We start from the raw sequence: 19,467 nt of genomic DNA, 5'->3' as shown, positions 1-19,467 counted from the left end.
GCGCCCCTTGCAGCAGCGGGCCAGGCCACTGCGGCAAGGGGCATCCCACGAGTGGGTTGGCGGTTCAGACCGACCGGTTCAGCTTCACCCATGAAGCAAACTTGTCGATGAAGGCCTGCAGGAATGGCCGGGTCTTGTCGTTGAGCTTGCCCGACTCGTCGAACAGGTTGGCGGCACCGCCAATGTAGGCTTCGGGCATCTGCATGCACGGCATGTCCAGAAATACCAGCGCCTGGCGCACGGCATGGTTGGCACCAAATCCGCCGATAGCCCCTGGCGAAACGCTCACCACCGCAGTGGGCTTGCCGCTCCAGGCACTGTGCCCGTAAGGCCGCGAGCCAACGTCAATGGCGTTCTTCAGGCAGCCGGGGACCGAGCGATTGTATTCAGGGGTGACGAACAGCACGGCATCGCTACGGCGGATCTCCTCGCGAAACCGTGTCCAGGACTGAGGAGCGCCTTCGGCCTCGACATCCTCGTTGTACAGCGGCAGATCGCCAATTTCGACGATTTTCAGGGCAAGACTGGACGACGCCAGCTCCGCAAGCGCGCGGGCGACCTTACGGTTGTAGGACTCCTTGCGCAAGCTACCGACAACAACCGCAACCGAATACACCTGGCTCATGGCAATTTCCTACCTATACGGGTTAAAGGACGTTGTAGTTATAGATGACCGTTTCTCGCCGCTTTGGTTTTTTTTCATCGACGCGAAAACTTCCAGCCCTCCTGCACGGTCTATGACTACAGACATTTCCTACGTATTTCAGAGGTTTCCACCCAAATGGCAGCAGTAATGGTCGGCCAATTCCACGCCCGTGACGCCGAAGGCCGCATCTACCCCGTGCACGAGTTCCAGGAGTCGACCCTGCAACTTGACGGCAGCACACTGGGCGCCCCCATCACAACCTACCGCCTGGCCATCGGCGACAAGGTCAATTACCTGGGTGAAAACCGCTTCGAGCTGGCCCGCAGCGGTGTCGAGCTCATTCGCATTCCGTGAAGCAAGCCGTGGCGCATGGCCGGTGATGGATGACCGGCAGCAGCAAGACAGATAGCCACAATCAGCCGGCAGCTGACTCGGTCAGCACCTGCCACATCGAAGGCCCGCCTGCCGATTTGGCTATGGCTGCCAACCGCTCGGCATGCGCTTCCAGCTCTTGGGCATTGGCCATGATCACGCGCCCCGGCGCTCGCCCGGTGATCCGGCGGATTTCGCTGCCGCCGCCAACCTCCCCGTCACCCTCGGCATCCGCCCCATGACCGGCCAGCGACAGGCTGGTCTGGCCACCGGTCATCGCCAGGTAGACGTCGGCCAGCAGTTCCGAGTCGAGCAGTGCGCCGTGCAGCTCACGGCCCGAGTTGTCGATATCGTAGCGTTTGCACAGCGCATCGAGGCTGTTGCGCTGCCCCGGGTGGCGCGAACGCGCCAGCAGCAAGGTGTCGAGAACGGTGCAGTACTGCGACACGTCCGCGCGATGCTGCTGGCCCAGCAAGGCGAATTCGTTGTTGATGAAGCCTACGTCGAACGCCGCGTTGTGGATGACCAGCGTGGCGCCCTGGATGAACTCGAAGAACTCATCGGCCACATCGGCGAAGCGCGGCTTGCCGACCAGAAACGCGTCGGTGATGCCGTGGACGTTGATCGCCCCCTCGTCACTTTCGCGGTCCGGCTGCAGGTAGACATGGAAATGCCGCCCGGTCAGCCGCCGGCCGATCATCTCGACACAGCCGATTTCGATGATCCGGTGACCTTCGCCAACCGGCATACCCGTGGTCTCGGTATCGAGAATCACGTACCGTTTATCTTGCTGCTGCTCCACGCCGGGTGCTCCAACTTGCATCAGTTACAAAGCGGCGATTGTACCCCAGCTCAACGCTGGGCGCGCACCTCATCGACCCCACGGTTGGCCAACTGGTCGGCCCGTTCGTTGCCGGGGTGGCCGATGTGCCCGCGTACCCACTTCCAGGTGACCTTGTGGCGGTTGACCTGCTCATCGAGCAGTTGCCACAGGTCGGCGTTTTTTACCGGCTCCTTGGCCGCGGTTTTCCAGCCGCGCTTCTTCCAATTGACCATCCACTCGTTGATGCCCTTCATCACATATTGCGAGTCGGTGGTCAGCACGACTTCGCATTCACGCTTGAGCGACATCAGCCCCTGGATCGCCGCCATCAGCTCCATGCGGTTGTTGGTGGTTTCACGTTCGCCGCCCCACAGTTCCTTCTCGACGCCCTTGTAGATCATCAGCACCCCCCAGCCACCCGGGCCAGGGTTGCCCTTGCAGGCACCATCGGTAAACATTTCGACGCTATCGCTCATGTACCACTCTTGAATTCAGTGCTTGTCAGTTTCAGGGTTGGCTGCCGTGCGGTTGACCTTGGCCAGCGGCAGCGGCAGCAGCTTGCCCATGGGCTCGCGACGCTGCTGACGCAGGGGCCGCAGCCCTACCACCATCTTGCGCGCCACCAGCAGGTAGACCCCACCACCGGCACCTTGCCAGCCGCCGGCCAGCCGCTCCCAGCCTTGCAGGCGCTGCTGCCAGGCCGGTGAGGCAAGCGGCGGACGATAGCACCCGAAGCGGCGTTTCTCCAGCGCGAAGCCCAGCAGGTTGAGCCAGTCGCCAACCCGCGACGCCGAGATGCAGCGCGCCTTGCGCAAGGCGCCATGGCTGAAGAAATGGCGCATGCCCCAACTGCTCCACGGGTTGATGCCCACGATCAGCAAGTGCCCACCCGGGCGCACGGCACTGGCTGCCTCGCGCAGCAGGCCATGCGGGGACAGGCAGAAGTCCAGGCCATGCTGCAGCACCACCACGTCGGCAGCATGCTCGCTCAGCGGCCAGGCCTGTTCCTCGCAGACAATTTCAACCCCCGGCAACGGCGCACCAAGGCGCACATTGCGCTGCACCTGGGGTGCCTGGGGCGGTGCTTCGGCGCAGGGCCCGTAATGCACCAGGTAACCGCCAAAAAAGCGCCCCAGCTCTTCCTCCAGCAGTTGGTCTTCTTCCTTGAGCATCAGTTGGCCGAGTGGGCCATTGAACCACTCACGGGCCAGGCTGATCAGCTCGACCCAGTCCGGATCGGCCTGGGCAAAGGCTTGGTCGGTCATTGCGCTCTCCCTCGAAGGTTCTCCCGCCGCGCCATCGCGGCTAAGATGCCTTTATGTGCCACGCTAGGTGAATCGGATCCGCACCATGATACAGATCGATGCTCTTCCCGCTTTCTCCGACAACTACATCTGGTTGTTACAGGATACTGCCAAACGCCGTTGTGCGGTGGTCGACCCCGGCGACGCCGGCCCGGTGGAGCGTTGGCTGGCCGCCAACCCCGGCTGGGCGTTGAGCGACATCCTCATTACCCACCACCACAACGACCACGTCGGCGGCGTGGCACGGCTCAAGCAACTGACCGGCGCGCGGGTCTGTGGCCCGGCCAACGAGCAGATTCCTTGCCGTGACCTGGCGCTGGACGAGGGCGCCGAGGTGGAAGTGCTGGGCGTGGTATTCCAAGTGCTGGCGGTGCCCGGCCACACCCTGGGCCATATCGCTTTCTTCAGTGACCAGCCGGCAACCCCGCTCCTGTTCAGCGGCGATACCCTGTTCGCGGCCGGTTGCGGGCGCATGTTCGAGGGCACGCCCGAGCAGATGCAACCCGCCCTGGCCCGCCTGGCTGCCCTGCCCGCGCACACCCAGGTGTACTGCGCCCACGAATACACGCTTGCCAACCTGCGCTTCGCCAGGGCCGTCGAGCCCGACAACCGGCATGTGCAGCAGCGCTTCGACGAGGTGACCCGGTTGCGCGCCGACCAGCGCATCACATTGCCGACAACAATTGGCCTGGAGCGCCTGACCAACCCTTTTTTGCGCACCTCTGAAACATTAGTTAAACAAAAAGCAGACGAATGGAAGGGACATTCCAACGCTACGCATGTCGCTGTTTTTGCTGCCTTGAGGTCTTGGAAAGACACCTTCTGATAACCGCAAGATATATCGCAATCTGTGTTCAACGGTTGACCCGGCCCGGAGCGGTTTCTAGAATCGCCGAAATTTTTTGCCCGGATACCTGTCTCAGCCGATGTCTTCCCGTAGCCGCAGAACCTCTCATTCAGTCGCACTGACGCGCCTGGCCCAAATCAGTGCGCTGGCTCTGGCCGCCACTCTGGTGGGTTGCCAGAGCACCCGTCAGCTCGACGAATCCGATAGCGTTCGCGCGCACAACTACCAGGCGCGGATCAAGCACAAGCCCGCGCCGCTGCTGGTCAAGCCGGCCGAGCAGGCGCCACAGGACGTGTGGGAGCGCATGCGCCAGGGCTTTGCCCTGCAGGACAGCATCGACGTCAACCCGCGCATCGAGCAACAGCGTTTGTGGTTCGCCAGCAACCCCACCTTCATCGAAAGCGCTGGCGAGCGCGGCAGCCTGTACCTGCACTACATCGTCGAGCGCCTCGAGGAGCGTGACATGCCCCTGGAGCTGGCGCTGCTGCCAGCCATCGAAAGCGCCTACAACCCGATGGCGTATTCGCGGGCCAGCGCCGCAGGCATGTGGCAGTTCATGCCGGCAACCGGTCGCCACTTCAACCTGCGCCAGACCAATTTCTATGACGGCCGCCGCGACATTACGGCCTCGACCAATGCTGCGCTGGACTACCTGACCCGCCTGCATGACATGTTCAACGGCGACTGGCTGCTGGCCCTGGCCGCCTACAACGCCGGCGAAGGCACGGTCAGCCGCGCCATCGAGCGCAACGAGAAGCTTGGCCTGCCGACCGACTACTGGAACCTGCCACTGCCGCAGGAAACCCGTGACTACGTACCCAAGTTGCTGGCGCTGTCGCAGGTGGTGTCCACGCCTGAAGCCTATGGCGTCAATCTCACCCCGATCGCCAACGAACCGTACTTCGAAGCAGTGGCGATCAACGAACGCTTGGACCTGACCCGGGTTGCCGCCTTCGCCAACATCGACGAGGACGAGCTGATCCAGCTCAACCCGGCGTTCAAGAAACGCATGACCGTCGATGGCCCGAAACAGCTGCTGGTGCCAACCGCCAAAGCACAGCTGCTCAGTGCCAGCCTGTCCAACCTCAACCCCGAGCAACTGGTCAGCCTGCAACCGCCAAAAGCCGCATTCGCCCGCGCCGTGGCCGAAGCCAAGGCACCGGTGGCCACGCGTAGCTACCGGGTCAAGCGGGGTGACAACCTCGGTGCCATCGCCAAGGCCAACCGCGTATCGATCAAGGACATCAAGCGCTGGAACCGCCTGTCCGGCAACAACCTGCGCGCTGGCCAGGTCCTGGCCCTGCGCGGCGGCAACGCCCCGAGCGCCGCCGGCAATCGCGTAGCGGCGTCGGCGCAGCGCTCTACCCAGTACAAGGTGCGCAAGGGTGACTCGCTGTACCTGGTGGCCAAGCGCTTCAACGTGGAAATGAAGCACCTCAAGCGCTGGAACCCGCGCAGCGGTCATGCCCTCAAGCCCGGGCAGACCCTGACCGTCTACGTCGGGCATTGAAAGTCGCAAGCTGCAAGCTGCAAGAAAAAAGCAATTCGCGTACACCGCCGCTTTTTCTTGAAGCTTGAAGCTTGAAGCTTGCCGCTCTCTTTTTCCCACCCCCCCAAGCTGTTACTGTACGCCGACAAAAGCCCAACGCCTCTGGATCGGATGCCGACTTGATACGTCCCCTCCTGCTGTCAATCAGCCTGGCCTTGAGCTTTCCCGCAGTCGCGATGGTGAGCGAAAGCCACGGATACGCGCAGTTCGGCACGCTCAAGTACCCAGCCACGTTCACCCACTTCGACTGGGTCAACCCGCAAGCGCCCAAAGGCGGCACGTTGCGGGCGATGGCCTTTGGCACCTTCGACACCCTCAACCCCTATACCTTCAAGGGGTCGAGCCCGGTTACCACGCCCAACTTCCAGCAGTACGGCATCAGCGAGCTCAACGAGCCGCTGATGGTCGGTACCGGCCAATACGACCCGTCCGGCGACGAGCCCACCTCCAGCTACGGCCTGATTGCCCGCTCGGTGGAATACAGCGAGGACCGTAGCTGGGTGGTGTTCAACCTGCGCCCGGAAGCCCGCTGGCATGACGGCAAGCCGATCACCTCGGCAGACGTGGCCTTCTCCTACCGCACGTTGCTCAAGGACGGCCACCCGATCTACCGCACCAACCTGCAGGAGGTGCAGCGGGTCGACATCCTCGGCCCGCTGCGCATCCGCTTCGTGTTCAAGCGCGCTGGCAACCCACTGCTCATCCTGCGCCTGGGCGAGATGCCAGTGCTGCCCAAGCACTACTGGCAGCACCGTGACTTCAAGGCCACTACCTTCGAGCCGCCATTGGGCAGTGGCCCGTACCGCATCACCGAGGTGCAGCCGGGGCGCCGGCTGGTGTTCGAGCGCGTCAAGCGTTACTGGGGCAAGGACCTGGCCGTCAACCGAGGCAAGTACAACTTCGATCGCGTGGAGTACGAATTCTACCGTGATGCCACCGTGGCCTTCGAAGCGTTCAAGGCCGGTGAATTCGACATCTATATCGAACACCAGGCGAAAAACTGGGCCAACGGCTACAACTTCCCGGCCGTGCGCCGTGGCCAGGTGATCAAGGCGCAGATCCCGCACCGCATCCCCACGCAAACCCAGGGCCTGTTCATGAACAGCCGCCGGGCGACCTTCAGCGACCCGCGGGTACGCCAGGCACTGGGGCTGATGCTCGACTTCGAGTGGACCAACCGCGCCCTGTTCAGCAACGCCTACCGGCGCTCGACCAGCTACTACCCCAACAGTGAGTTCGCCGCCAGTGGTGTGCCCACCGGCAAGGAATGGCTGCTGCTGGCCCCATTCCGTGACCAGTTACCCGCCAAACTGTTCAGCGAACCGTACCAGATCAGCCACACCGCCGGCCGTGGCGTCAGCCGCGAAACCTTGCGCCAGGCACTGGCCCTGCTCGCCGAGGCGGGGTGGAAGCTGAATGGCCAGCGCCTGGTCGACAGCAAAGGCCAGCAGTTGCGCATGGAGCTGTTGCTGGTAAACCCCAACCTTGAACGCATCCTGCAACCTTATGTCGAAAATCTGTCCAGCATCGGTATCGATGCGCGCTTGCGCACCGTGGACCGTGCCCAGTACAAACAACGCCTGGACCAGTTCGATTTCGACATGATTCTGATGACCCTCAATCAGACCCTGAGCCCCGGCCTGGAGCAGTGGTTGTACTTCCATTCGAGCCAGGCCGGCACCAAGGGCAGCAAGAACTATGCAGGGGTCAAGGACCCGGTGGTCGACCACCTGCTCGACACCCTGTTGGCCGCACGCACCCGCGACGACCAGGTGGCTGCCGCCCGCGCCCTGGACCGCGTCCTCTCATGGCAGTACTACATGATCCCCAACTGGTACCTGGACAACCATCGCCTGGCCTACCGCAACCGGTTCGCCTTCGTCACCACACCGCCCTATACCCTTGGGCTGAACAGCTGGTGGATAAAGACTTCGGAGAAAGCCCAATGATGCCAACGCACCGCTTGCGCCGGCTGGCTGGCAGCCTGTTGCTCGCCTGCCTGAGCCTTCCCGCCCTGGCCGCACCGCAACATGCCCTCACCCTGTACGACGAGCCGCCCAAATACCCTGCCGACTTCAAGCACTTCGACTACGTGAACCCCGAGGCGCCCAAGGGTGGCACCTTCCGCCAGTCCAGTTTCGGCGGGTTCGACAGCCTCAACCCGTTCATCAACAAGGGCGTGCCGGCCGAAAACATCAGCATCATCTACGACACCCTGATGCGCCAGAGCCAGGACGAACCCTTCACCGAATATGGCCTGGTCGCCGGCAAGATCGAGAAAGCCCCGGACAACAGCTGGGTGCGCTTCTACCTGCGCCCCGAAGCACGTTTCCACGATGGCCACCCCATGCGTGCCGATGACGTGGTGTTTACCTTCAACGCCCTGATCAAGGATGGTGCGCCGCTGTATCGTCAGTACTATGCCGACGTCGCCGAGGTGGTCGCCGAAGACCCGTTGAAAGTGCTGTTCAAGTTCAAGCACCGGAACAACCGTGAGCTGCCGCTGATCCTCGGCCAGTTGCCGGTGCTGCCCAAGCACTGGTACGAAAACCGCGACTTCAACCGCGGCAACCTGGAAATTCCACTGGGCAGCGGCCCGTACAAGGTGGCCGAGGTCAAGGCCGGGCGCTCAGTACGCTACGAGCGGGTCAAGGACTACTGGGCCAAGGACTTGCCGATCAACCGTGGGTTCTACAACTTCGATGTCATGACCTTCGACGCCTACCGTGACACTACCGTAGCCCTGCAAGCGCTCAAGGCCGGGGCGTTCGACTATGGCCTGGAAGTCAGCGCGAAAAACTGGGCCACCGCCTACGACGTGCCCGCCGTGCGCGAAGGCCGGCTGATCAAGGAAGAGCTGCCCAACGGCAACCCCACTGGCATGCAGGGCTTCATTTTCAACATCCGCCGGCCGGTATTCCAGGATGTGCGCGTACGCCACGCCTTGAGCCTGCTGCTGGACTATGAATGGACCAACAAGCAACTGTTCAACGGTGCCTACACCCGTACCGGCAGTTACTTCGAAAACTCGGAAATGGCCGCCCGTGGCTTGCCCAGCGCCAGCGAACTGAAGATCCTCGAGCCGCTGCGCGGCAAAGTACCCGACCAGGTGTTCACCGAGGCCTTCCACAACCCGGTCAGCGACGGCAGCGGCATGATCCGCGAGCAGCAGCGCCAGGCCTACAAGCTGCTGCAGGAGGCCGGCTGGAAAATCGTCGACGACAAGATGGTCGATGCCCAGGGCAAACCGGTAAGCATCGAGTTCCTGCTGGCGCAGACCGAGTTCGAACGCATCCTGCTGCCGTTCAAGCGCAACCTGGCTGACCTGGGTATCGAGCTGAACATCCGCCGGGTCGATGTCTCACAGTATATCACCCGCCTGCGCTCACGCGATTTCGACATGATCGTCGGCGGCTATCCGCAGTCCAACTCGCCCGGCAACGAGCAGCGCGAATTCTGGTCCAGTGCCGCCGCCGACAACCCCGGCAGCCGCAACTTCATCGGCCTGCGCGACCCGGCCATCGACCAGCTGGTCGACCAGCTGATCAATGCCGACTCGCGCCAAAGCCTGATCGACCATTGCCGCGCCCTCGACCGGGTATTGCTGTGGGGCTATTACGTGATCCCCAACTGGCACATCAAGACCTGGCGGGTCGCCTACTGGAACCACATCGGGCACCCGAAAGTGTCGCCCAAGTACGACATCGGCATCGACACCTGGTGGATCAAGCCCGGGGTAAGCCCGGCCGTCAGCGCAGCCCCTGCGGACGAGGCCAACTGAGATGCTGGCCTACATCCTGCGCCGCCTGCTGCTGATCATCCCGACCCTGTTCGGCATCCTCATCATCAACTTCATCATCGTCCAGGCTGCCCCCGGTGGCCCGGTCGAGCAGATGATCGCCAAGCTCGAAGGCTTCGAGGGCGCCACCAGCCGCATTGCCGGTGGCGGTGCCGAGGTGTCCGTGGCCGGCTCCAACTACCGTGGCGCCCAAGGCCTGGACCCGGCGCTGATCGCCGAAATCGAGCGCATGTACGGGTTCGACAAATCGCCGCCCGAACGCCTGTGGATCATGATCAAGAACTACGCCCGACTGGATTTCGGCGACAGCTTCTTCCGCGATGCCAAGGTCATCGACCTGATCATCGAAAAGATGCCGGTGTCGATCTCGCTGGGGCTGTGGAGCACCCTGATCATGTACCTGGTGTCGATCCCGCTGGGCATCGCCAAGGCGGTACGCCATGGCAGCCACTTCGACGTGTGGACCAGTTCGGCGATCATCGTCGGCTATGCGATCCCCGCCTTCCTGTTCGCCATCCTGCTGATCGTGCTGTTCGCCGGCGGCAGCTACTTCGACTGGTTCCCGCTGCGCGGCCTCACCTCCAACAACTTCGACGAGCTGAGCACCACCGGCAAGGTGCTGGACTACTTCTGGCACCTGGTGCTGCCAATCACCGCGCTGGTCATCGGCAACTTCGCAACCATGACCCTGCTGACCAAGAACAGCTTCCTCGACGAAATCAACAAACAATACGTGGTGACCGCCAAGGCCAAAGGCCTGAGCCGGCCGCGGGTGCTGTATGGCCATGTGTTCCGCAACGCCATGCTGCTGGTGATTGCCGGCTTCCCTTCGGCGTTCATCGGTATCTTCTTCACCGGCTCCCTGCTGATCGAGGTGATCTTCAGCCTCGACGGCCTGGGCCTGATGAGCTTCGAGGCGGCCATCAACCGCGACTACCCGGTGGTCTTCGGCACCCTGTTCATCTTCACCCTGCTGGGGCTGGTGGTGAAACTGATCGGCGACCTGACCTACACCCTGGTCGATCCACGCATCGACTTTGCCAGCCGGGAGCACTGAAATGGCCTTGTCCCCCCTCAACCGACGGCGCTTCGAGCGCTTCAAGGCCAACCGCCGTGGCTGGTGGTCGCTGTGGTTGTTCCTGATCCTGTTCGGCCTCAGCCTGGGTGCCGAACTGATCGCCAACGACAAACCGATTGCCGTGCGCTACGACAACCAGTGGTACTTCCCCGCCTTCAAGCGCTACCCGGAAACCACGTTCGGCGGCGAGTTCCCGCTGGAAGCCAACTACAAGAGCCCCTACATCCGCGAGCTGCTGGCCAAGAAAGACAGCTTCGTGCTGTGGGCGCCGATCCCGTTCAGCTACCAGAGCATCAACTACGACCTGCGTGTTCCGGCCCCGGCACCGCCCTCGGCGGACAACTGGCTAGGCACCGACGACCAAGGCCGCGACGTGCTGGCGCGGGTGATCTACGGCTTCCGCATATCGGTGCTGTTCGCCCTGACCCTGACCGTGGCCAGCTCCATCATCGGCGTCCTCGCGGGTGCCTTGCAGGGGTTTTATGGCGGTTGGGTCGACCTGGCCGGGCAACGCTTTCTGGAAATCTGGTCGGGGCTGCCGGTGCTGTACCTGCTGATCATTCTTGCCAGTTTCGTGCAGCCGAACTTCTGGTGGCTGCTGGGCATCATGCTGCTGTTTTCCTGGATGAGCCTGGTCGACGTGGTGCGCGCCGAGTTCCTGCGCGGCCGCAACCTGGAGTACGTGCGTGCCGCCCGAGCCCTGGGCATGCGCAACGGCGCAATCATGTACCGGCACATCCTGCCCAACGCCATGATCTCGACCATGACCTTCATACCGTTCATTCTCACCGGCGCCATCGGTACCCTCACGGCCCTGGACTTCCTCGGCTTCGGCCTGCCCGCCGGTTCGCCCTCGCTGGGCGAGCTGGTGGCCCAGGGCAAGTCCAACCTGCAGGCACCCTGGCTGGGCATCAGCGCCTTTGCGGTGCTGGCGCTGATGCTGAGCCTGCTGGTATTCATCGGCGAATCCGCCCGCGACGCCTTCGACCCGAGGAAGTGACATGAGTGAACAGAACCTGATCGAAGTGCGCGACCTGGTCGTCGAGTTTGTAACCGGCGACCAAGTCAACCGGGTGGTCGATGGCATCAGTTTCGACATCCGCAAAGGCGAGACGCTGGCACTGGTCGGTGAAAGCGGCTCGGGCAAGTCGGTGACTGCGCACTCGATCCTGCGCCTGCTGCCCTACCCCTTGGCCCAGCACCCCCGCGGCAGCATCCGCCATGAAGGCAAGGACTTGCTGCAGCAGAACGAAAAAACCCTGCAGCGCATTCGCGGCAACCGCATTGCGATGATCTTCCAGGAGCCGATGACGTCGCTGAACCCGCTGCACTGCATCGAAAAGCAGATCAATGAAATCCTTCTGCTGCACAAGGGCCTGACCGGCAAGCAAGCCACTGCGCGCACCCTGGAGCTGCTGGAAATGGTCGGCATCCCGGAGCCGCGCAAACGCCTCAAGGCCCTGCCCCACGAGCTGTCCGGCGGGCAACGCCAGCGGGTGATGATCGCCATGGCCCTGGCCAACGAGCCGGAACTGCTGATTGCCGACGAACCGACCACGGCGCTGGATGTGACCGTGCAGCTGAAAATTCTCGACCTGCTCAAGGAACTGCAGGCACGCCTGGGCATGGCGCTGCTGCTGATCAGCCATGACCTGAACCTGGTGCGGCGCATTGCCCACCGCGTGTGCGTGATGCAGCGCGGGCAGATTGTCGAGCAGGCGGACTGCGCGGCCCTGTTCAGCGCGCCGCAACACCCCTACACGCAGATGCTGATCAATGCCGAGCCCAGCGGGCTGCCGGCGCACAACCCGGTAGGTGCGCCGCTGCTGCAAGTCGATGAGCTCAAGGTCTGGTTCCCGATCAAGAAAGGCCTGCTGCGGCGTACTGTCGACCATGTCAAGGCGGTGAACGGGGTCAACTTCAGTTTGCCGCAGGGGCAAACGCTGGGCATCGTCGGGGAGTCCGGGTCGGGCAAGTCGACATTGGGCCTGGCGATCCTGCGGCTGATTGCCAGCCAGGGGGGTATCCGCTTCCACGGGCAAGACCTGCAGGGGATGAACCAGAAAGCTGTGCGCCCGTTACGGCGCGAGATGCAGGTGGTGTTCCAGGACCCCTTCGGCAGCCTCAGCCCGCGCATGTGCGTGGCAGACATCGTTGGGGAGGGCTTGCGCATTCACGGTATCGGCAATGCCCAGGAGCGGGAGGCGGCCATCATTGCGGCGCTGGAGGAGGTAGGGCTCGACCCGGGCACCCGGCACCGCTACCCGCATGAGTTTTCGGGTGGGCAGCGCCAGCGCATTGCCATCGCCCGGGCGCTGGTGCTCAAGCCGGCGCTGATTCTGCTGGATGAGCCAACCTCGGCGCTGGACCGCACGGTGCAGCGCCAGGTGGTCGAGTTGCTGCGTAATCTGCAGCAAAAATACAACCTCACTTACCTGTTCATCAGCCATGACCTGGCGGTGGTTAGGGCACTGAGCCATCAGTTGATGGTGATCAAGCATGGGCAGGTGGTTGAACAGGGGGATGCGCAGGCAATCTTTCATGCACCGCAACATCCGTATACCCGGCAGCTACTGGAGGCGGCGTTTCTGGAGGTGGAGCCTTCGTGAAGCCGCGCCCGGGCAGTTTGCTGGGGTGATGCGAGCCTGGGCGGCGCGTTGCCCGCTGCCTGGCTACAGGTCTTCGCTCACCCGGCCAACGGCCGCCACCACTTGCCTGGCACCGACCTGAATACCGCCTATGGCCGTACTCGCCTGGGTAACGAAATCCACCGCATTGGCCGCTTCCTGGCGGCTGCGCTCGACCTCGCTGACCGCCTGGTTGGCCAGCAGATGATTGTGCGCGACCACCGCATCGATCTCGGCCGTGGCGGTGCTGGTGCGCCCCGCCAGCTTGCGCACTTCATCGGCCACCACGGCGAAGCCCCGCCCCTGGTCGCCGGCGCGCGCAGCTTCGATCGCCGCATTCAGGGCCAGCAGGTTTGTCTGCGACGCAATGGCCCCAATGGTCTGCACGATCGTACTGATGACCGTCGACTGCTGGCCCAGGGCAGCAATGGTATCGCCGGCGCAGTGTAATTGGCTCGCCACGTTCTGCATGGCCTGCTGCATGCCCTGCATCACCGTGACACCATCGCTGGCACTGGCGTCCGTGCGCCGGGAAATATCCAGCGCCATGTTGGCCGCCTGCCTTACCGCCTGTTCACGCTCGACCTGGGCGGTCACCACCGTGGCGAACTTGACCACTTTCACCAACTTGCCACTGGCATCATGGACCGGGTTGTAGCTGGCCTCCAGCCAGATCTCGCGCCCTTGGCTGTCAATACGCCGGAATCGCCCGGTCACGTACCGGCCAGCATTGAGCGTGCGCCAGAACGCCGTGTACTCGGCACTGGCGGTTTCCTTGGCATCACAGAAAATTCGATGGTGCTGGCCGATCAGTTGCTCCAGGCGGTAGCCCATGGCGGCGAGAAACATCGGGTTGGCAGCTTGCACCCTGCCGTCCAGGCCAAACTGGATCATCGCCGTGGAACGCAGCAAGGCCTCGAGCAACGCCTGGCTTTCCAGCCCAGGCGCGGCCAGCCACTGTTGCAGGGGCATGCCCACGACATCGCCCGGCGCGGCGCCGAGTGCCTGGGCCAAACCCGCGGTGCACTCCGCGATACGGTTCTGCCCGTCCAGGCGCAGCATGGCACCCTGCTCGAGTTCGGCCAGCCGCTGACGCAGTTGCACGAGCTCGGCCTGTTGCGCTGCCAAGGCAGTTTTAAGGTGGCGATTAAACATCAATAAGACCTGCGATGTTATGCATCATGATGGGAAGTCAGACAACAGACACTTTCTGTTGAGTGTCGTGAAACCACTCCTTGAAAACGGCTGCAGGCATCGGTCTGGCGATGAAATAGCCCTGCGCTTCAACACAGCCCCAGGCGCAGGCCTGGACCAACTGTTCGGCGGTTTCGATCCCTTCGGCGGCCACTTGATAACCGAGTTCGTTGGCCAGCCCTACCACCGACTGCACCAACAATGCTTCACGCGTGCCCGAGGCGGCACGGTGCACCAGCGACCTGTCGAGCTTGACGATGCTGGCGGGGATTTGCGTCAGGTAAACCCAGTTGCTGTAGCCCGTGCCGAAGTCATCGATGGCAATGGCGATGCCTGCCTGGTGCGCACGCAGCAGTTGCTGCAGCACTTCTTCGGGCTGTTCAATCAAGACACTCTCGGTGAATTCGAGCTGTACCCGCTGCGGCTCGATGGCCTGGGCCTGCAAGTTGTGCAGCAGTGCATCCATGAACCCTGCGCTTTCCAGATCGCGCGCGGTGACGTTGAAGCTGAGACTGAAATCCAGGTCCCGGGTACAAGCCAGCACCCGCAAGGCTGCGCGCATCACCCAAAGGCTGAGGCTGGCCATGAGCGCCGTTTTTTCAGCCAAAGGGATGAACTCCGCCGGGGCGACATCGCCCAGTAGCGGGTGGCGCCAGCGCAGCAAGGCTTCGGCAGAACCGCATCGGCCCGAAGGCAGCTCAATCCGCGGTTGCAGGTGCAGGCTCAGTTCACCGTCGCTCTGCAGGGCCTGGGACAACGAGGCCAGCAACAGGAACGCCCGGCGTTGCGCAGCGTCCACTTCCGGCTCGTACCACGCATGCCGGCCAGGCGTGCGCCGCGCGGTATCCGCTGCCGCGACTGCCCGGCGCATCCATTCCAGGCCATCGCGGTCTTCGCTTTGCTGGGTGATGGGGGCAATGCCGATACCGGCGTCCAGCAACACCGGAATCTGGTGGCACTGCGCAGGCGCTTGCAGGGCGTCGACAATCCGCTCGCACAAAGGCTGTACGTCGGCGGCGTCTTCCAGCAGCACACCGAAGCGGGTCGGGCTGATCTTGTACAACGACAAGCCGTTATCCAGCTGGCTGGCGATGCGCGCCTTGGCCTGCAGCGTCAGGTCGTGGGCAAAGTTGTAACCCAGGCCGCGGATGAGATCGCTGAGGGCCTCGGCGGCCATGATGTCCACCGCCAACAGGGTCAGCGACTTACCCCGGTCCAGGCCCGCCACCACATCACATTCGAGCTTCAGGCGGTTGAACAGGCCGGTGGCCTGGTCGTGAAAATTGTTGCGGCGCATGCCGGCGATGATGTGCATGGCCATTTCGCTGAAGGACGTCAGCATCGACCGTTGCGCCTCATCCAGGGCGGGCCGTGGTGCAGTATCGATGATGCAGAAGCTGCCGATGGCCACCTGGCTGTCTACCAGCAGCGGGGCCCCGCAGTAATAGCGAATGCCAGGCTCACCCGTGACCAGAGGGTTGTCGGCAAAGCGCGGGTCCAGGGCAGCGTCCAGCACTTCCAGTGGCTGTGCCTGGAGAATGGTGTGGGCACAGAATGAAACATCCCGGGGGGTGGCATCAGCGGCCAGCCCGGCCTTGGCCATGAACCATTGCTCACACTCCCCTACGATCGAAACCAGGCAGATCGGCATGCAAAAGTAGCGGCGGGCCATCTCGACCAGCGCAGTCAGTTCGCTGCTCTGCGGCTGATGCAGTACGCACCATTCGGCGATCTTCGCCAAACGGTCGGGTTCATTGGGCGGAACGGGGGCAACTTTCATGGCATCTCACCTGTCCCACGCGGACCCAAGCATAGAGTAATAGCACTACGCTACATCAATACTTGTACAGAGAGAAATTTTTGTACAACTTTTCGCATTAAATTTCGACAGACGGTGATGCAACATCACCTGCCTAGTAAGAGATCGGCCCACGAAGGAAGTTCACCAACCCCCGGTTTCACGGGCACACACGTACCGTTTCAGTGATTAACAGCCACTGCACCAGTCATCAGAAAATCTGATGACGATCGTCTTTAGTCATCAGCCAGGTAGGGCATAAAGTCGCTCCGTCCACCCGCCTCAACGGTAGAGCCCATGTCCAGTCACCCCCAAACTGCCTCCCCTGCCCTCCACGCGCTGGTCCAGCGTTCCAGCTTGCCAGGCCCTGTGCTCAGCGCCCCCCAGGCGCAAGGCCTGCTGCAGGCCCACTACGGCCTCACCGGTGAGTTGTCGGCCTTGGGCAGCCAGCAGGACCTGAACCTGCGCGTGGTCGCGCCGCAAGGCAGCTTCGTGCTCAAGGCATGCCATGGCAGCTACGCCCAGGTCGAACTGGAGGCCCAGCATGCGGCCCTCGCCTACCTGCGCGAGCATGGCCTGCCCGTGCCAGGCGTGCGCCCGGCACTCAGTGGCGAAGCCTTGCTGGCCCTGGACGTCGCAGACCAGCCATTACGGGTACGCCTGCTGGAATACATCGAGGGGCAACCGCTGACGCGCCTTGCCCACCTCCCGGCGCAACTGATGGCCGAACTGGGCGGGCTTTGCGCAAAGCTTGATCGGGCCTTGGCCGGTTTCGACCACCCTGGCCTCGAGCGCACCCTGCAATGGGACCCCAAGCATGCGCAAACGCTGATAGAGCACCTGCTCCCTGTGCTGCACGATGCCGACCAGCGCCGCCGCATCACACAGGCCACCGCGGTCGCTGCCCACCACCTGGCACCCCTGATCGGCAGCCTGCCAAGCCAAGCCGTGCACCTGGACATCACCGACGACAACACCGTGTGGGCGCGCGACGACCAGCGCCAATGGCAATTGCGAGGGCTGATCGACTTCGGCGACCTGCTACGTACCTGGCGCATCGCTGACCTGTCGGTAACCTGTGCGGCGCTGCTGCACCACGCCGAAGGCGACCCGCTGCGGATCCTCCCGGCGATCCGCGCCTACCAGGCCCACAACCCACTCACCGAGGCAGAGCTACGGGCCTTGTGGCCACTGGTGCTGAACCGCGCCGCAGTACTGGTGCTGAGCAGCGCACAGCAGTTGGCGGTGGACCCAGGCAACCAGTACACCCGCGACAATGTCGCCCATGAGTGGGAAATTTTCGATACCGCCACCGCCGTACCCTTCGCCCTGATGCAGGCAGCGATCCTGCGGGCTGCGGGGTTGCCGGTCGCCACGCCAGACATGAGCGGCTGCGCGCCGCTGCTTCCCGAACTGCAAGGGCAGGCGGTGCACCGGCTCGACCTCGGCGTGCTCAGTGCGCACTATGAGGCGGGCAACTGGGAGCAACCTGGCTTCGACCAGCACCTGCTCACCCGGCAACCTGCCCCGGCCTGCACCCTGTACGGGCAGTATCGCCTGTCGCAAACCCATATCGACCGCGCCGCAGAACCGGCCACTTGCGCACTCGGCGTTGAACTGCATGTGCCGCACGCAAGCCTGCTCCAGGCACCGGCGGCCGGCACCTGGCAGCGCCATGGCGATGCTGGCGGTTGCCTGCGTACTGCGCACTGGGCCCTGTGGCTACAGGGGCTGCAGGATGCGCCAGCCGATGGCCAGGCCGTGGCCCAGGGCCAGGCGCTGGGCCGTAGTTGCGGCGTGCTTCGCGTGCAAGTGTGCCTGGGCACCGACACCCAGCCACCGTTCTTCGCCAGCCCTTCCCATGCCGATGCCTGGCTGGCCCTGTGCCCTTCCCCCGCGCCGCTGCTGGGCCTGGACTGCGATGCCGAGCCACTGCCTGACCCACAGGCCCTGTTGGCGCGTCGCGACGCCAGCTTCGCGCGCTCGCAGAAACACTACTACGCGCAGCCACCCCACATCGAACGTGGCTGGCGCAATTACCTGTTCGACATGCAAGGCCGCGCTTACCTCGACATGCTCAACAACGTTGCGGTACTGGGCCATGGCCACCCGCGCATGGTCGCCGAGTCGGCGCGGCAGTGGTCGTTGCTCAATACCAACTCGCGCTTTCACTACGCAGCCGTCACCGAGTTCTCCGAGCGTTTGCTGAAGCTGGTACCCGAAGGCTTCGACCGGGTATTCATGGTCAACAGCGGTACCGAAGCCAACGACCTGGCGATACGGCTGGCCTGGGCCTACAGCGGCGGGCGCGACCTGCTCAGCGTGCTGGAGGCCTACCACGGCTGGTCGGTGGCCACCGATGCCATCTCCACGTCGATCGCCGACAACCCGCAGGCGTTGCACACCCGCCCGGACTGGGTGCACCCGGTCGAGGCGCCGAATACCTTCCGCGGCCGCTACCGTGGCGCCGACAGCGCAGCAGACTACCTGCGCGATGTCGACACCAAGCTGGCCGACCTCGATGCCCGTGGCCGACAGCTGGCCGGCATCATCTGCGAACCGGTGTACGGCAATGCCGGTGGCATCGCGCTGCCAGCGGGGTACCTGCGCGAGGCCTATGCCAAGGTCCGGGCCAGGGGCGGCGTGTGCATCGCCGACGAGGTCCAGGTCGGTTATGGCCGCCTGGGTGAATACTTCTGGGGCTTCGAGCAGCAAGGCGTGGTGCCCGACATCATCACCATGGCCAAGGGCATGGGTAACGGCCAGCCGCTGGGGGTGGTCATTACCCGCCGCGACATTGCCGAAGCACTGGAGGCCGAGGGTTATTTCTTCTCGTCTGCCGGTGGCAGCCCGGTCAGTTGCCGCATTGGCATGGCAGTACTGGACGTGATGCAGGAAGAAGGCCTGTGGGACAACGCCCGCGACACCGGGCGCTATTTCAAGGCGCGCCTGCAGGCGCTGGTCGACAGGCACCCGCTGGCCGGCGCCGCGCATGGCTCGGGCTTCTACCTGGGCCTGGAACTGGTGCGTGACCGCGAAACACTGGAGCCCGCGACGCAGGAAACCCAGCTGCTCTGCGACAGGCTGCGGGAATTGGGCATCTTCATGCAACCCACAGGGGATCACCTGAACATTCTCAAGATTAAGCCGCCAATGTGCACCAGCCGGGCCAGCGTGGATTACTTCGTCGACAGCATCGACCGGGTGCTGGGTGAAGGGCTGTAGCGGCTCACCTTCTGCCAGATCGAGCGCCGCGCGAGCGGCGCTTCGCGGATAAACCCCGCGCCCACCGACGGCCCTTTTTCGGGCGAGCACAAGCGCACCAACATGGCGCATGCCCTCCATCGCGCCACAAAAAGGCGCGACATCAGCACGCAATTACCCTCCCCGCTTCATGCTTGTTCACATCCACTCACAAACGCCAACGTTT

14 protein-coding genes and 2 pseudogenes are annotated in these 19,467 nt (G+C 63.4%); 9 read left to right on the top strand and 7 right to left on the bottom strand.

Annotated elements, in window-relative coordinates:
* Nucleotides 1-64: 64 nt before the first annotated feature.
* Nucleotides 65-625 carry an NADPH-dependent FMN reductase gene (locus L1P09_RS09095; protein ID WP_054904804.1) on the bottom strand — a complete coding sequence of 187 codons (561 nt, stop codon included), beginning with the start codon at nucleotides 623-625 and terminating at the stop codon, nucleotides 65-67.
* A gap of 156 nt (nucleotides 626-781) precedes the next feature.
* Between L1P09_RS09095 and L1P09_RS09090 the strand changes: the two genes are divergently transcribed.
* Nucleotides 782-1,000: a hypothetical protein gene (locus tag L1P09_RS09090; protein ID WP_009686408.1), complete on the top strand. Its 219-nt coding sequence runs from the start codon at nucleotides 782-784 to the stop codon at nucleotides 998-1,000.
* A 61-nt stretch (nucleotides 1,001-1,061) separates the two neighbouring features.
* Here L1P09_RS09090 and dnaQ read toward each other — a convergent pair whose 3' ends face one another.
* The 3 genes from dnaQ to L1P09_RS09075 are packed head-to-tail and all read right to left on the bottom strand — an operon-like array spanning nucleotide 1,062 to nucleotide 3,106.
* Nucleotides 1,062-1,820, bottom strand: coding sequence for a DNA polymerase III subunit epsilon (gene dnaQ / locus L1P09_RS09085; protein ID WP_235768739.1), 759 nt, complete (start codon nucleotides 1,818-1,820; stop codon nucleotides 1,062-1,064).
* A 50-nt stretch (nucleotides 1,821-1,870) separates the two neighbouring features.
* Entirely contained in the window at nucleotides 1,871-2,317 is a 447-nt protein-coding gene (gene rnhA / locus L1P09_RS09080) for a ribonuclease HI (protein WP_029886642.1), read from the bottom strand.
* Nucleotides 2,318-2,332: 15 nt separating this feature from the next.
* Nucleotides 2,333-3,106 carry a class I SAM-dependent methyltransferase gene (locus L1P09_RS09075; RefSeq protein WP_235768738.1) on the bottom strand — a complete coding sequence of 258 codons (774 nt, stop codon included), beginning with the start codon at nucleotides 3,104-3,106 and terminating at the stop codon, nucleotides 2,333-2,335.
* An 85-nt stretch (nucleotides 3,107-3,191) separates the two neighbouring features.
* Here L1P09_RS09075 and gloB point away from each other — a divergent pair, with 85 nt between their 5' ends.
* The 7 genes from gloB to L1P09_RS09040 all read left to right on the top strand — a co-directional run bounded on the left by gloB (nucleotide 3,192) and on the right by L1P09_RS09040 (nucleotide 13,027).
* The gene (gene gloB, locus L1P09_RS09070) at nucleotides 3,192-3,971 is read left to right on the top strand and encodes a hydroxyacylglutathione hydrolase (RefSeq protein WP_054904806.1); all 780 of its coding nucleotides are present in this window, start codon (nucleotides 3,192-3,194) and stop codon (nucleotides 3,969-3,971) included.
* Between the two features lie 100 nt (nucleotides 3,972-4,071).
* Nucleotides 4,072-5,502 (top strand): lytic transglycosylase domain-containing protein, encoded by a 1,431-nt coding sequence (locus tag L1P09_RS09065; RefSeq protein ID WP_182364738.1) that lies wholly within the window; start codon nucleotides 4,072-4,074, stop codon nucleotides 5,500-5,502.
* Nucleotides 5,503-5,660: 158 nt separating this feature from the next.
* Entirely contained in the window at nucleotides 5,661-7,490 is a 1,830-nt protein-coding gene (locus L1P09_RS09060) for an extracellular solute-binding protein (protein WP_235768737.1), read from the top strand.
* Entirely contained in the window at nucleotides 7,487-9,322 is a 1,836-nt protein-coding gene (locus tag L1P09_RS09055) for an extracellular solute-binding protein (RefSeq protein WP_047149855.1), read from the top strand. Before L1P09_RS09060 ends, L1P09_RS09055 begins: the two co-directional genes overlap by 4 nt.
* A 1-nt stretch (nucleotide 9,323) precedes the next feature.
* Complete coding sequence (locus L1P09_RS09050; RefSeq protein ID WP_009686399.1) at nucleotides 9,324-10,397, top strand: microcin C ABC transporter permease YejB; 1,074 nt, start codon at nucleotides 9,324-9,326, stop codon at nucleotides 10,395-10,397.
* A gap of 1 nt (nucleotide 10,398) precedes the next feature.
* A complete protein-coding gene (locus tag L1P09_RS09045) occupies nucleotides 10,399-11,418 on the top strand; it encodes an ABC transporter permease (RefSeq protein ID WP_235768736.1) in 1,020 nt (339 codons plus the stop codon).
* A 1-nt stretch (nucleotide 11,419) separates the two neighbouring features.
* Nucleotides 11,420-13,027, top strand: a complete 1,608-nt coding sequence (locus L1P09_RS09040) for an ABC transporter ATP-binding protein (protein ID WP_054904810.1) — start codon at nucleotides 11,420-11,422, stop codon at nucleotides 13,025-13,027.
* 63 nt (nucleotides 13,028-13,090) lie between these two features.
* Here the strand turns inward: L1P09_RS09040 and L1P09_RS26325 are convergent.
* The 3 genes and pseudogenes from L1P09_RS26325 to L1P09_RS09025 all read right to left on the bottom strand — a co-directional run.
* A pseudogene (locus L1P09_RS26325) lies at nucleotides 13,091-13,525 on the bottom strand (methyl-accepting chemotaxis protein); the annotation flags it as partial.
* A gap of 99 nt (nucleotides 13,526-13,624) precedes the next feature.
* Nucleotides 13,625-14,017: pseudogene (locus L1P09_RS26320) on the bottom strand (PAS domain-containing protein); the annotation flags it as partial.
* Between the two features lie 220 nt (nucleotides 14,018-14,237).
* Nucleotides 14,238-16,019 (bottom strand): sensor domain-containing diguanylate cyclase, encoded by a 1,782-nt coding sequence (locus tag L1P09_RS09025; protein WP_054904812.1) that lies wholly within the window; start codon nucleotides 16,017-16,019, stop codon nucleotides 14,238-14,240.
* 315 nt (nucleotides 16,020-16,334) lie between these two features.
* On the opposite strand from L1P09_RS09025, the gene L1P09_RS09020 reads away from it, so the two are divergent.
* Complete coding sequence (locus L1P09_RS09020) at nucleotides 16,335-19,262, top strand: aminotransferase (RefSeq protein WP_232891984.1); 2,928 nt, start codon at nucleotides 16,335-16,337, stop codon at nucleotides 19,260-19,262.
* Nucleotides 19,263-19,467: the final 205 nt, after the last annotated feature.

Origin of the sequence: Pseudomonas juntendi, from assembly GCF_021560075.1 — a bacterium.
In the GTDB taxonomy this organism is placed as follows: Bacteria; Pseudomonadota; Gammaproteobacteria; order Pseudomonadales; family Pseudomonadaceae; genus Aquipseudomonas; species Aquipseudomonas juntendi.
This window is presented reverse-complemented; position numbering and strand designations above follow the sequence as displayed.